Source organism: Oligoflexia bacterium, from assembly GCA_034439615.1.
Taxonomy (GTDB): Bacteria; Bdellovibrionota; Bdellovibrionia; order JABDDW01; family JABDDW01; genus JAWXAT01.
Genome location: JAWXAT010000039.1, coordinates 1 through 13,903 on the forward strand (window position 1 = coordinate 1; position 13,903 = coordinate 13,903).

14 protein-coding genes are annotated in these 13,903 nt (G+C 36.6%); 7 read left to right on the forward strand and 7 right to left on the reverse strand.

Features of this window, described 5'->3' with window-relative positions; all coding sequences use genetic code 11:
- Positions 1-310: 310 nt before the first annotated feature.
- Together SGI74_09800 and SGI74_09805 are read left to right on the forward strand one after the other, a co-directional pair.
- Positions 311-1,051 carry a class I SAM-dependent methyltransferase gene (locus SGI74_09800; GenBank protein ID MDZ4677789.1) on the forward strand — a complete coding sequence of 247 codons (741 nt, stop codon included), beginning with the start codon at positions 311-313 and terminating at the stop codon, positions 1,049-1,051.
- Between the two features lie 2 nt (positions 1,052-1,053).
- Positions 1,054-2,142, forward strand: coding sequence for a glycosyltransferase (locus SGI74_09805; GenBank protein MDZ4677790.1), 1,089 nt, complete (start codon positions 1,054-1,056; stop codon positions 2,140-2,142).
- Positions 2,143-2,151: 9 nt separating this feature from the next.
- Here SGI74_09805 and SGI74_09810 read toward each other — a convergent pair whose 3' ends face one another.
- The 5 genes from SGI74_09810 to SGI74_09830 all read right to left on the reverse strand — a co-directional run bounded on the left by SGI74_09810 (position 2,152) and on the right by SGI74_09830 (position 6,330).
- The gene (locus SGI74_09810; GenBank protein MDZ4677791.1) at positions 2,152-3,300 is read right to left on the reverse strand and encodes a glycosyltransferase family 4 protein; all 1,149 of its coding nucleotides are present in this window, start codon (positions 3,298-3,300) and stop codon (positions 2,152-2,154) included.
- Positions 3,297-4,115: a TylF/MycF/NovP-related O-methyltransferase gene (locus SGI74_09815; protein MDZ4677792.1), complete on the reverse strand. Its 819-nt coding sequence runs from the start codon at positions 4,113-4,115 to the stop codon at positions 3,297-3,299. Before SGI74_09815 ends, SGI74_09810 begins: the two co-directional genes overlap by 4 nt.
- A 117-nt stretch (positions 4,116-4,232) precedes the next feature.
- A complete protein-coding gene (locus SGI74_09820; protein ID MDZ4677793.1) occupies positions 4,233-5,369 on the reverse strand; it encodes an ATP-binding protein in 1,137 nt (378 codons plus the stop codon).
- The gene (locus tag SGI74_09825) at positions 5,366-5,776 is read right to left on the reverse strand and encodes a response regulator (protein ID MDZ4677794.1); all 411 of its coding nucleotides are present in this window, start codon (positions 5,774-5,776) and stop codon (positions 5,366-5,368) included. Before SGI74_09825 ends, SGI74_09820 begins: the two co-directional genes overlap by 4 nt.
- Positions 5,777-5,976: 200 nt before the next feature.
- Complete coding sequence (locus SGI74_09830) at positions 5,977-6,330, reverse strand: hypothetical protein (protein MDZ4677795.1); 354 nt, start codon at positions 6,328-6,330, stop codon at positions 5,977-5,979.
- 336 nt (positions 6,331-6,666) lie between these two features.
- Between SGI74_09830 and SGI74_09835 the strand changes: the two genes are divergently transcribed.
- Positions 6,667-6,861: a cold-shock protein gene (locus SGI74_09835; GenBank protein MDZ4677796.1), complete on the forward strand. Its 195-nt coding sequence runs from the start codon at positions 6,667-6,669 to the stop codon at positions 6,859-6,861.
- A gap of 52 nt (positions 6,862-6,913) precedes the next feature.
- Here SGI74_09835 and SGI74_09840 read toward each other — a convergent pair whose 3' ends face one another.
- Positions 6,914-7,582: an MOSC domain-containing protein gene (locus tag SGI74_09840; GenBank protein ID MDZ4677797.1), complete on the reverse strand. Its 669-nt coding sequence runs from the start codon at positions 7,580-7,582 to the stop codon at positions 6,914-6,916.
- Positions 7,563-8,960 carry a hypothetical protein gene (locus tag SGI74_09845; protein MDZ4677798.1) on the reverse strand — a complete coding sequence of 466 codons (1,398 nt, stop codon included), beginning with the start codon at positions 8,958-8,960 and terminating at the stop codon, positions 7,563-7,565. Before SGI74_09845 ends, SGI74_09840 begins: the two co-directional genes overlap by 20 nt.
- Positions 8,961-9,084: 124 nt before the next feature.
- On the opposite strand from SGI74_09845, the gene SGI74_09850 reads away from it, so the two are divergent.
- From SGI74_09850 to SGI74_09865, 4 genes are read left to right on the forward strand one after another with little or no spacing between them, the layout of a single operon-like run.
- Positions 9,085-10,251, forward strand: a complete 1,167-nt coding sequence (locus SGI74_09850) for a metallophosphoesterase (GenBank protein ID MDZ4677799.1) — start codon at positions 9,085-9,087, stop codon at positions 10,249-10,251.
- 2 nt (positions 10,252-10,253) lie between these two features.
- Complete coding sequence (locus SGI74_09855) at positions 10,254-11,660, forward strand: oligosaccharide flippase family protein (GenBank protein ID MDZ4677800.1); 1,407 nt, start codon at positions 10,254-10,256, stop codon at positions 11,658-11,660.
- Entirely contained in the window at positions 11,657-12,679 is a 1,023-nt protein-coding gene (locus tag SGI74_09860) for a glycosyltransferase family 4 protein (protein ID MDZ4677801.1), read from the forward strand. The genes SGI74_09855 and SGI74_09860 overlap by 4 nt, the downstream gene beginning before the upstream one ends.
- Positions 12,676-13,536, forward strand: a complete 861-nt coding sequence (locus SGI74_09865) for a glycosyltransferase (GenBank protein MDZ4677802.1) — start codon at positions 12,676-12,678, stop codon at positions 13,534-13,536. Before SGI74_09860 ends, SGI74_09865 begins: the two co-directional genes overlap by 4 nt.
- Positions 13,537-13,903 lie beyond the last annotated feature (367 nt).

The following is a 13,903-nucleotide window of genomic DNA, read 5'->3' on the forward strand; positions in this document are numbered from 1 at the left end:
CATCCGTAGTCAAGAAAGCGTCCGCCTGAAAATTCTGAAATAATCTGACGCGCTTTTTTAAATCTTCCGGAGTGACTCCAATTAATAAGTTTATCATTTGATAGAAGCTGTTTTCGGGCATAGTTTCCGGTAGAAAGTAGTTCTTTGATTTTGTTGTTCATAAGAATTATTATAAGAAGTCTTTGCGGAAAAACCAATGTTCAAAACTATAAGATTTAGTGTAGCATGTTATTTATGACCATTGAGGCAGTAAAAATACAGTTTCTTAGCACTTAGTCTAGTTTACGCTCAAAAGCGAGAGGCCTAAATAATGACAACACAAAACACATCGCAATCGTATAATGATTGGCATCAAGAAGTTCATGGTTCTGAATCTCTTGACGTCTTACAACTCGCACCCTGGCATCGTGCTACTCTTGAATTACTACCAGAAATTAAAAATAAAAAAGTTTTAGAGGTTGGCTGTGGTGCAGGGGATTTCTCCATTTATTTGTCCAAACAAATGGCAGAAGTGACGGGAGTTGATTTTTCTAGTCGAGCTATTGAAATCGCAAGTGCAAAGGCGAAAACTCATAAGGCATCGGCCCAATTTAAAGTGGCTGACGCTCAAAAACTTCCGTTTGAAAATAATCATTTTGATGTAGTTGTATCGTGTGAGTGTCTTGAACATGTGCCCACACCTTCTGAAATGCTTCAAGAATTACATCGTGTTTTAAAACCAGGTGGTATTTTGGTTTTAACAACTGAAAATTATTCTAATGCTATGATACTTTTATGGCTTAAAAACTGGATCACAAAAACTCCTTTTAACAGTGGTGCAGGTGTTCAACCTATTGAACATTTTTTTGTGTACTGGAAAATCAGACAACTCTTAAAAAACGTAGGCTTTAGTATTTTAAAGCAAACGGGGACACATCATGTTTTTATGATTCTTCCTCGTTTGCATCCACATACATTTGTAAAAGAAGAGTTTAAAAATTCTTTATTATCTCAAATTTTTCGTCCCATCGCACGGCATATGGCTTTTAAGGCCACAAAGCCGTTGAGATAATATTGGCCAATCGGCTGATCGTTCATATTGCACAAATTGATATCACCGAAGAAACCGGAATGGGTCGCGTCGCATTTCACTGGATACGTGAATTAAAAAAAAGAGGATATCAAGTTGTTCATATCGGCTCAAAAGAAGTCGGCTTGTCTTTTCATTCTGCGTTTTTCCCTATAAGGGCTAGGCTTTATCTTGAGCGCTTAAAATTAAATCCAGATCTTATTTTAGTTCATGAACCCGTCGCAGGAGCATTTATTTCAATGCGAGATCGACTTATGGTATTTAGTCACGGAATTGAGCGCCGAAATTGGGAACAAAGATTACATAAAAAACATTTTTCAGAAGGGCCTATATCGTTACGCACGCGCCTTTTGTTTCCTCTATGGAGATTGTTGTCATGTGATCAGGGGCTTAAAAAAGCGAGAAGTTTGCTTTTAATTAATCAAGATGACCAAAAGTTTGCTCAAGTCTATTATCGACGACAAATTGATGATATCTTGGTTTTTAGAAATGGTGTTGAAATAGTAAAAGATCCAATTTTAAAGAATAATCAAAATCCTTTAACGATACTTTTTAATGGCTCCTGGATCAAAAGAAAAGGAATCGATACCTTAGTCAAAGCGGCAATTGCTCTTTTTCAGAATAAAATTAAAGTTCGATGGCTTTTGGTGGGTACAGGTTATTCGGCTGAAAATATTTTGCAAGATTTCCCCGAAATTATGCGAGATGAAATTGAAGTTGTTTCTAGTTTTGAAAGAAAAGTCGAAACTCAATATTTAGAACGCGCTGATATTTTTATTTTGCCAAGTCTATTTGAAGGGCAACCACTCTCACTCTTACAAGCAATGGCACATGGCTTGCCCTGTGTTACGACAAATATATGTGGTCAAAAAGATATTATCAAACATGGTGAAAATGGAATTCTATTTGAGGCAGGTGATGGTGAAATGCTTGCCACGCAATTAAAAGAGCTCATAATTGATTCGGGAAAACGTCAGGCTATCGGTCAAAGGGCTTTTTTGTCAGTTCAAAATAGATCATGGAATGAAGTTACACGTGAGACTATTAATTGGATTGAAAGTCGCATTAAGTGAAAAGCAAACTTAACTTTTTTTATATCTCAAAATTTTAAGTTTTTCATCGTAAATTTTAAGAGTCTTTTGAGCAGCAGTTCGCCACTGAAAATCTAGTGCTCTTTGATGAGCCCAAATTCTTTTCTCTTTAAGCTGGGCCGTATCAGTGAGTAGGGCTATGACTTTATTTGCAAGAGCTTGGTGATCGCCTCGTGGGACCATCAAGTCATCTGGCAGCATCATTGTGGGCCCTGGCGAATTATAACTTATCACAGGTAATCCTGCTGCAAGCATCTCTAAAACCCCAAATCCAAAACCCTCTATATAAGATGGAAAAATGCCAATTGAACAATCAGATAAATGTTGAGGCAATTCTTGTGGGTGAAACTCTGGCACAATATCAAGATTTGAATGAAGTTTTTTTGGAAAATATTTTAGAATCTCTTCTTTGTTTCGATACTTTGCACCAAGGAGCTTAAATTTTGCGTGAGGAATGGCTTTTACAACTTGACTCACAATTTCTGGAAATTCTTTAGACCCTTTTCTAAGGTCAAATGTCCCAATAAAAGCGATTGTATCTGTGAGAGGCAGTGGTGAGGGATCTGTATTTTTTAATTTAACCCAACGATCGTGGGTTAGACCAAATGGAATTACAACAATTTTATCTTTTGGAAGCCCAATACTCATAAGCGCATCGCGATCTTCAGTATTACTTACGTTTATCAAATCACTAGATTTTAAAGTCAACTGGCTATCAAGCACACGTTGATTGAGTCTTCTTGAAGATGCATTTGGTAAAATATTTTTAATCCATGATTTTATACCATAATGTATTGGGATTTTTATTTTTACAAAATGTTGAACGAGCAAAACTGATCGAGCTACAAAAAGTGTATTGTTTGAAAACTCATCTCGCGCATAAGGAAGGCACCCATGATCGTAGTCAACAACATCATAAAGTGGTGCCGTTTTTTTTAGATAAACTCGAAGTGCGCGGCTAAATGCAAATGCTCGATCGCCTACAGGAAGTTTAAATACTCCAGGGCAGATTTCTTCATCTGATGCTAGTTTGCAATCTGCTCCTAATTCATTAAGGGATTGAGCAATTTCAATAAGTACTTTTGCGGCACCTAGTGTCACATCAAGAGGATTTGCGCTACATAAGAGGATTTTGGTCATGTGCTTTTTGGTAAAGCTCTAATCCAATATCTACAAGAATAATCAATATGATTTAATAAAATTGGTTCATTGAGATTTTTAATAAATTCATCAACGGCAAGTCGACAGCCTTCCCAATGACCATAATCATCAATTATGACGACACCCCCTGGGATCACTTTAGAATACAGATTGTCGAGGCAAATCTTAGTAGACTCGTACCAATCCCCATCAAGTCTGAGTACCGCAATTTTATCAATTTGCGGCGCTACCACAGGGACAGTTTTCTGAAACCAACCGATATGATATTTTAAAAGTTGGCTTGGATATTTAAGTTTAACTTCAAGTAAGTTTTTGTTGTCTTGAAGTGTTCCAACGCATTCTTGAATTGATTGCATTTTTCCGGATGCGAGGTGTTTGGCATACAGTGTTGCTGAAACCCCATCCTTTTGAGAATCAGGTTCTGGTAGACCTTCAAAGCTATCGAAAAGATGTATCACTCGCTTAGGAACTTTATGAGTACTTTGGTGTGCAAGTGCCATTATTCCAGGTGCACCGCCCTTCCAAACTCCACATTCAACAAAATCACCTTCAAGATTGTATTGATCAAGGTATTTTACTTGTTGCCACAGAGTTGCTAACCTTTCAAATGTTGTCATTGAATGACCCATTATCTGGGCTATAGCCTTTTTGATTTGAACTTCTTCGTCGTAACCAAAATTCCCGCTGGGTGCAAGTTGATCAAGTTTTACGCCTGTTGGCGGCCTCCAACCTCGTTTGATTAAGGGTGGGGAAAGTATATTGTTATAAATGTCGCCTTTAATCTTTTCAAACATGTCTATGGCCGCTCCGTAGTTTTTATAAGGCCCAAAGATTTAGGTTGTCATGCTTTGTATACGGCCTTTAATTTAAGGTTTTCATAAAGTTTGATTTTCTGCAAGTGACTTCGTGCTTTATGCCCCTAGTCTTACTTGCTGTGTTTTTGTTTGTCTAGGGAGTCGAATTACAAAACATGTGTTTTTAGAACTGGTATCTAAGAAAAGTGTTCCATGGTGCGCTTCAATAATACCTTTAGAAATACTTAATCCAAGACCCGTTCCTTTTCCGACTTCTTTTGTTGTGAAAAAAGGACTAAAAATTTTGGCTTCAAGATTTTTAGTTATTCCTAAGCCTGAATCGGTTACTGAAATCTCTATTTGATTGTCGCTAGTGCGTTTAGCGCTAACGTGTATCCATTTTTGACCTTGTTGAGAAATTATTGCATCTCGTGCGTTGCAAAAAATATTTAATAAGACTTGAGATATCTGAGTAGGATTGCATTCTAAGTCTAAAGATTCATCATCAAAGTTTAAAGAAATTTCAATGTCAGTACTCGTAAATTTTTCTTTTGAAAATGCCATGGTCTCTTCTATAAGTTCTTTGAGTAAAATTTTAATCGCCGGGTCATTGAGACCTTCTCTAGAAAAATTTTTAAGACCAGAAATAATTTTTGCAATTCTCTTAACTGTTTTTTCAATTTTAACGCAATTTTCTATAACTTTCGGAATTTTTACTTCTGATTTACTTAAGAGCTCATTTATTTGACCAGCTAGAATGTCTATTATTGCAAGTGGAGTATTGATTTCATGAGCGATGTCGCCTGCCATTTCTCCTAATGTCGCCATCTTAGCAGAATATATTTGACGCCCTCGTTCATGCTCAATGGTAGCTTTTGTTTTCACCATATCTGTGATGTCTCGTGAAATCCCGACGGTCATGATGACTTTACCTTCAGAATCAAAAATAGGTGATTTCACTGTATGACATATGCGAATTTCTCCATCATGTCTGGTGATGGGCTCTTGAGGAATATCTAAAATTTTGCCAGTATTAAAAACATAAGCATCATCTTTAACATATTGAAGTGTATGATCGGGTTCACTAAACGGAGCATCAACTATGCCCTTAAGTTGTTCATTGCTCATACCATAATATTCGCAAAAAGTTTGATTCGCCCACAGAAGTTTTGAATTCGGACCTTTAACTAAAACTAAATCACCAATGGCATCTAGAATTTGCTTAAAATTTTCTAAAGCCGATAAATCCTTCATAAAGAAGTTCCTCCAGCAAGACTTTGCATCCCAACTAAAAGATCAATAGCTTTATAAATTTCTGACAAAATTACTTGTCGATTAAAAGGTTTTTCAAAAACTTTATGAGCCCCTAACTTGATTGCCTCTTGAGGAGTTATATCAGAAAAACCCGTGATAAACATGAGTATGGGTATATCTGGATTCAACTGTCTTATTTTTTTGAGAAGCTCAACGCCATCACCACCAGGCATGCGAATATCTGAAAGTATGATATCAACTTTTTGCGTTTTCATAATATCAAATGCTATTTTTCCATTTGATGCTGAGATGACTCTAAAACCCACTTGCTCATAATCAAAAATTAAAGCTTCGCGAAGTTCTTCGTCATCTTCAACAATAAGTAGAGTTACATCTTCAGGTTTCATAATTATCTTGTCGGAGAACTCACGGAAGGCTTAAACGTTTTTAAAATGATGATCGACATATAATAATTGGGCGTTTGAAGATTTCTAAATGAAATTAATTTAGCAACATTTCAATAATAATTATAAAGGGAATAAAAAAGGCTACTCCCATTTAAAGGGGTAGCCTAGGTTAAATAATATCAATTCAACTTTTTAATAATTTATTGTGCGCAAATCATATTTTCGAGGTAGGGCCCTTCTGCTGGTGTGCAATTTGTGTTGCGCACGAGCGTATGACAGCCGCCTTCTTTATTTACCCAAATTTGGGCTGCTCGTTCGCAGGTGCGAGGATTGTATTGCCACTCTCCACGAAGACCCCAGCCTTCATTGCCACTTACAAACTCGCCCCAAGCGCGGTCGTATTGTGCGGTCTGTGCACCATCCATGATGTAACCACAATACCACTTTTCTACTACGCAATTAGCTGCAGCAGTGGATGAAAGCGTTGTACTAACTCCTAAAACTACCAACATAAGACTTAAAACAACATGCGTACGTAATTTCTTAAATGACATAGGTTCCCCTTTTTTTGGTTTCTTAGCAAAAGCCTAATATTAGCAGGTAGATAAAACTACTTAATTTTATCTTGAGATTTGCTTTCAATACTTACGTTTAGTTTACGACCGGTCAGAAAACTCGTAAAAAAACATACGGCGTAACAACGCCAAAGACTTCAAATATGTTAAAAAACCGATAAGCCTTCATAATTTGACTTGCTGAGAACTAATATATTGGCGCTGAGCATAATAGTTGAGAATTCAATTTACTTTATGGCCATTGGCGTGTGTTATCTCATCCAAAGAGGCGGCATAGTGCTGCCTTTTAAATTTATATTATAAGGAAGACAAAAAATGCAAAAAGGTACAATTAAGTTTTTTAACGTCGCTAAAGGTTTTGGATTCATCACACCTGACAACGGAAGCAAAGATGTGTTCGTTCATGCTAATGATATTGGCGGCGCACAACTCCAAGAAGGCGACAAAGTTGAATTTGAAGTAGTTGAAGGCAAAAAAGGCCCTCAAGCAAGTCAAGTTCGCGTTATCTAATTTTAAAAATTGAAATTTAGATAGTAAAGGGGCAGGTAACTGCCCCTTTTTTTTATTCTTCACATGCTATTAAGTCAGACAGCTTTTTTATCCAGTTTGGAGTCAGCGTTTTTATTTTTATAAGCTCTTGAGCACGTTTTGAATCCATTTTCTTAGTGTTACCAAAGATAAAAAGTTCTTCAATTGAGACGAGGATTTCTTCTTGTGAAATGAGCGTTAATATTTCGCCAGCTTCAATAATGCCTTCTTTTAAAACGCGAAAATAAACTCCAGGTCTGTTTGATTTATTAAACGTTTTTAAAATCGAAGGATCATTAAACTTTGCCACAAGTTTGCTGCAAGGAAATCGAGGCTGAGAGACCTGAACTATAGCTTTGCCAATTTCAAATGTATCGCCAATATAAATTTTATCTTCAGGCAAATGATCAATCGTGAGATTTTCACCAAATGCGCCAAATTCGTATTTATCTTGTGGACGATTTTTCTCCCACCACCCATAAGCATCATGAGAATACGCATAAAGTGCTTTATCAACTCCACCGTGAACTTTTAAATCAGCTTGACCATCACTCTCTAAATTTAATCTGCAAAGCTTTACGGGTGTATTAATTGGCGACTTAAAAATTCCAGTTGTTATTTCATGATCACGATAAGTGATCGTTTTGGGTGTTCCAACTTGAATTGAGAGTATCTTCATATTTTTATTTTTTAATAGTGCCATTACAATACCCCACATCGCCTGAAACTACAGAAAGATAATAACGATCTAAAATTGAAGATACAGAATGATCATCATACGATGGGTGACTGCTTGGTTTGAAATCAGAAAAGTAAGTCCAGAGTTGTTGATCAAATTTTGTAGTTTCAGTTTTGTAATATTTAACGTTATTGTAAGCTTCAAATGCTCCAAATATGAATAAAGTAATAAACCCAAGTCGCAATAGTTTATAAGGATCAACCTTGTTAAACAACCATTTTTCGGTGATAGAATATCCTGTGTAAATAATCATGATAATTGGAACCAGGCAAAACAATGTTCGCATTGAATGGGGGATGCCTTCATTAGTGAGGCTCACAGGAAGGTTGCTCACAAGAAAAGTTATACCTAAATAAGTCATAAACAGATTTTTTCTTTTAATTTCGCGAATCATTACAAAGAGGCCGATCAAATAAAAGGGTAGAAAAAATTGATTAAGTTGCCCCTTATAGCCTGTGTGATGTCTTCTATTCGCATCACCTATGAAAAATAAAAATCGCGGGTCTAATTGTTTCTTTAGAGTATTAAGATCTAGTGCAATTCCACTCTGACTTTTAACAACATGGTAACGTTGCATTGTAAGTTTGGGTCCTAAAATATCTAAAAAAGTAGGTACTGCTAAAAATAATGCCAGTAAAGTGGAAATTAAAAAACCTCTATAAGCTTTTAAACATTCAGTAAATTTGAAGTTATAAAGGCCGCCGTGTTTTTTGTAAATAAAGTATAAGATAATTGGGAAGTGAGTGAAGTAAAAAAGTTTAGTCCCGTAATAAGTGTAGAGCATGCTTGCGACAAAAAAACCATTAATCAGGCCAAATTTAATATGACTTGGTTTTTCAATTACGAGCCATGTAGATACAAAAAGCCCCAGGTAAAAAAATATGGATATAGAGAACTCACCAGCGATTCGATGGGGTAGTAAAAACCAAGATGACATTAGAAAAAAGGCAAACATAAGACTTCCAGCTACGGGAATTTTTAAACTGTCAAAGTATTTACTTTTTTTAATAAAAACAAAAGTTAAAGCACAGCCTAGAAAACCCATTGCGAGAACTATAATTCGAGCCATGTGAATATCGATGGGCATAAATAGACCTACAAGAGCGATGATATAGGCCAAAATCGGAGGGCGGTAGTCGTCAAAAACTCTTAAATACCACGGCCAAGATATTCCATATTCATCTGCTCCAGTTAGTCTGATGCAAAAAGCATTTAGAGTATTTGCCAAATGATCGACGTGATACCCGGTGGGGAGAGTTGAGCTCCCTTGAAAATATGTAGCCGTGGCAATGAGGATTATTAGAATGTTTAAAATTAAAACCACAGGTTTTATATTTTTCATGACGCTCTTCAGTAGAGAATTATGCCTACACTTGTGTCAATCTTTCTTTTGAATCTTGCTTGGCAAGCTCGCAGCAGCCTATAATTTATCTAAACATTACATGCTTCAATGAGGGCAAAACTTCATGTCATATTTTTTTATTGTTTTCTCAGGAATATTAGTCGTCTCTTGGCTTTATATTTGGAAGCGATTAGTACTCACAAGTCAACTTCCCACTGTATGGAAGTATGCGGCGCAGAGTTTTCTTGTCTTATTACTTTTAATGCAAATAGCTTTGCCTTTTATTTATCGTCTCAAAGCTAAGGGAAATATTGAAGTTCCAAATATTTTATTTTGGATAGGCTATGGGGCACTTGGCTTTATGGTGTTTATGGTTTTTGCAACTATTGCACGAGATGTTTTTACGTTTTTAAGTCTAAAAACATATGCCAAAGATTTTGACCCGACGAGACGTCTTTTTTTATTTCGCTCAATAAATGTTGTGAGTGTTACAGCGGCTGTAGGTGCTGCGTTCATTGGAACTAAAACAGCTTTGCAGGGGCCCATGCTTAAAGAGGTTGTAGTGCCAGTGCCTGGGCTTCATCCAGATTTAGATGGTTTTACAATTGCACAAATCAGTGATCTTCACGTAGGGCCGACAATTAAAAAATTTCACGTTCAAAGAGTAGTGCAGCTAGTTCAAAGTGCTAAGCCAGATATGATTGCAATTACAGGTGATCTAGTTGATGGAACACCTGAGCAACTTGCTGAAGATGTAGCTCCTTTGGGGGAACTCAGTGCTCCGATGGGTAAGTTTTATGTAACCGGTAATCATGAATATTATTGGGATGTAAATGCTTGGAGTGCAAAAGTTAAATCTTTGGGAATAGATCAATTAAATAACGAACATCGATTACTCAATATTGGTCAAGCGCGACTCATGGTTGGTGGTGTTAGAGAATATTCTTGCGCTCGCATAGAGCCTGACCATGTATCAGACCCACATAAGGCCATTGAAGGTGCTGAGCATTCTGATTTTAAATTGCTATTAGCTCATCAACCGCGCAGTTGTTATAAAGCCAGTGAAGCGGGATTTGATCTTATGATTTGTGGTCATACACATAACGGACAATTCATGCCGTGGAATTTAATTACGCGATTTGCGCATCCTTATCATAGTGGGCTTAATCGTCACAAAGATAAACTCTGGGTGTATGTCAATGCTGCCACAGGTTATTGGGGGCCTCCTCAGCGTTTGGGTATTCCGTCAGAGGTCACATTAATACGCCTTAAAAGTGTTCAAAAGAGCTAATGATGAAACTCTCACTGATTGGAAAAAATTTTACTGCATTAGTGAGTTCAAATTTTCTGATTCAATTCGTGAGATTTTTAACAATAGCATTATTGGCGCGCAGGTTAGGTTCACAAGCTTTTGGAGTTTATAGTTATATTGTTTTAATAATCACATATGGTTTTGTTCTTGTTGAATTCGGTCTTAAAAATGTTGCCCTCAGAGAGCTTGCTCAAGGTCGTGGTTCAAAAAAATTCGTTAAGCAAATTTTAAAAGTCAGACTAGCTTTAGCATGTGTGGGTTTTATTGGTGTCATTGGTCTATGCTCAATGGCATTTTCAAACGGTATTTATTTTTTGCCAACGGTAGTCTTGGCCTTAAGTTTATTTGTTGATGCCTTTTTGCTTGATTTTGTCGTTATTGCTCAAGAAAAATTGGTGGTTCAAGCTATTGGCAATGTCGCCCAAGCATTGTTTTTATATTTAGGATGTCTTTTGTTTGTTCATAGTGAAGGGGATTTTTTAATTTTATCTTGGCTTTATCTTTTAAGTCATGTGATTTGGATTTCAATATTTTTAATTGCGGGAAAACCTTTTTCATTGTTGCCTGAAAATAGGGGCGACAATGTCTCACTTTATCATACTGCAATGTTAGGGGTGCCATTTTTACTGGCTCAAATGTTAGGGACAATTCAATTTTCAATGGATCTTTTTTTGTTAGGTCAATTTCATTATGAAAACTGGCTTGGAGATTATTCTGCTGCAATTAAAATATTAGCACTGAGTCTTGGTGTTATTAACGCATTAGTTGCGGCTATTCAGCCCAGAATTGCTCGTGAAGTTCACGATTTAAAATCCCCTGGTCTTCAAAATCTTGTGCATTCAACCACAAGAATGATTTGGCTTATGCTCCTACCAACGCTTGCTGGTTGTTGGTTGTTTGGTGACACACTGATTTACTGGTTTTTTGGTGATAAATTTCTTTTGGCTCCAACACTTTTAAAACCTTTAAGTCTTGCATTTACTTTATTTTGTTTAGGTCTTGCACCTATGCATGCCTTATTTATGAGTCATGACACAAGACTTTTAATTAAAACTATGACCATAAATTCACTTATAAGTTTTTTAGTAATTACAGCGATTTTAGCTCTGGGTCATCCCGAATTGGTACCTTGGGGAATGGTTATTACTCAAGGCATTTACATGATAGGCGCGTGGAAATCAGTTGGTATGTGGGGTTTTATTTCTTATGAAGAGATTAAGACGTTTTTATTTCCATTTCTTTTAATGATAACTCCGCTACTTATGCAATCAGCATGGGTGAGTCCTGTGCAAAAAATTACATTAGCAGCCTTTGGATACATTCTTGGTCTATTTGCTATGCGCATATGGACGCGGCCTTGGTTCATTGCTATTTTGGGGCGAACATGAAATGGCTTCAATGGTCGACATTAGATTTAAAACATGGAATTGGTGGAGTTGAAACTCATGCCCGGTCAGTTCACCGTGAACTTAAACGCATGGATATTATTTCAGAAATTTCAAGTGATTCATCTATCTTATTAAAATCTGAATGGGATGTAATTCATACTCATGGAAGTGCGCTAAATGTAATAGATGATCTCAAAGCAAAACTTATTAAAAATAGTACGAAAAAACCAATTTGGATTCATACGCTTCACGGGTTAACTCATGAAAGAATGAACGCTTGTGATGAGTGGCTCTGGCCAGGAGGCTATGGAGCCATAGCGCGTGAATTATTAGGAGTAGCAACAGCTGATATACTACTTGCGGTTCACCCTAATATGCCGTTTTTTCAATGGTTAAGAAAACAAAAAAAAAGATGTGTTGTTTGTTCTAACGGATGGGATTCCTGGAACCAGCAAAATCTTCCTGAATCATTGCCAATTGAAGTTAAAGAAAAACTCGATTTGTTTAAAAATTTCTGGGCTTATATTGGGCGAGCTGAAGATAAGGTTAAAGGTAAAGAACTGGTCTTTGAGATCATAAAAGAAAATTCGAGTTTGCAAATAGTTGCTGTGCCGGGGCGGGGGTTTGAAAATGAGCCTCGTGTATTTAAAACTGACAATTTAAGTCCAGCGCAAATTCGTACACTTTTGAATCTGTCTCAGGGCCTAATCTTAACTTCGCGTTATGAGGGCCTTCCACTTGTTGTGCTAGAAGCATTAGCTGAAGGTGTGCCCGTTGTAAGTACAAAGGTTGGGGGCCTCTCAAGTCTTTCGCCGCTTTTGCAGGGGTTGTATCTTATTGACGATGCAAAGCCAAAGAATCTGATTGAAGCGATGAAAATTGCCGAGAATCTTGATATGTCGATGGAAGCACGCAATGAACGTGCGCGTAAAAATAAAACATTCTTAAGAACATGGAAAGATGTAACTCAAACCATTGTCAATGTAGTCAAAGATGAAATGCGAGATAGAGAAGTATGAGTTTAACGATCTCTGTACTCATTCCGACTTTGGGTAGAAAAAAAGAACTCCTTGATACAGTAAAAGGACTTTTAGAACAAAGCCGCATACCTGATGAAATAATAATTGTTGATCAAAATAATCCTGAAATTTTAGAAGTATCAAATTATTTAAAATCAATATCGATTGTGAAACATATTAAAAATATTTCGCCAGGGATCGTACCTAACTATAATCGATGTTTGAAGGAATCAACTTCCGACATTGTTTTATATGTTGATGACGATATTATTCCTGAAAAAAATCTTATTGAGGCTCATCTTAAAAATTATTCTGACCCAAAGATTGGTGGAGTGGCTGGGCGAATTAAAAATGCCTTTGGAGATAAAGATTTAAAGAAAATATCAGCAGTAGGAACTTATAGTTATTTTACTGGAACAGTTACAGCTGATTTTAATTCTTTGGTAAGGCAAAATGTAAAATTTGGCCAAGGTGCAAATATGTCATTTAGGCGTGATGCCCTTTTAGCGATTAACGGATTTGATCTTGCGTTTGATGGAAACGCATATTTTTTTGAGACAGATGCAGGGCTAAGGCTTTTAGAAAAAGGTTGGAAGATGATTTTTGATCCGACGGCTGAAGTTTATCATTTGCTTTCATCAAGTGGTGGAGCCCGCGTTAAAGATAAAGCAATTCATACTTCCTATTTTATCACTAACGGCTTAAAACTTTACCGGCGCCATTCGCCATCATTTGGGTTGCCATTTTTTATGCTGTATAAAACGGCATATCTCATAGCGAAAGCGGTTTATAATAGAGATTCTCGTATATTAAGTCTGGGGCTTAAAGCATTGCATAAAGGGTTTTCTGGTTTGTGAAAGTAATGCTTAAAGGGTTTTCTGGTTTGTGAAAGTAATGTCTAATTATTTCCTATTCTAAATAACAAGTCTTGAGCGAAAATGATGAGAGCTAATATTTTTTAATGGCGCAACCTGAAACATAGGTAAATATTTTTTTATTATAATATTGACGTCTTTTTCTACGACATAATCTTGTCGGCACGAGCTTTTTTCGTGTGATATCTTAAAAAACTTAATCCGATCCATTCTTGATTCGTGCAGCCCGGCTATGTCGTTTTAATAATTATTTTAATTTCTCCCTGAGCTCACCAATTTCTTTGCTCTAAAAAAGCCATGCTAAGGTGATTTTGTTTTTAAGTTCACTTTTTTATGGAGGCTCATGTGA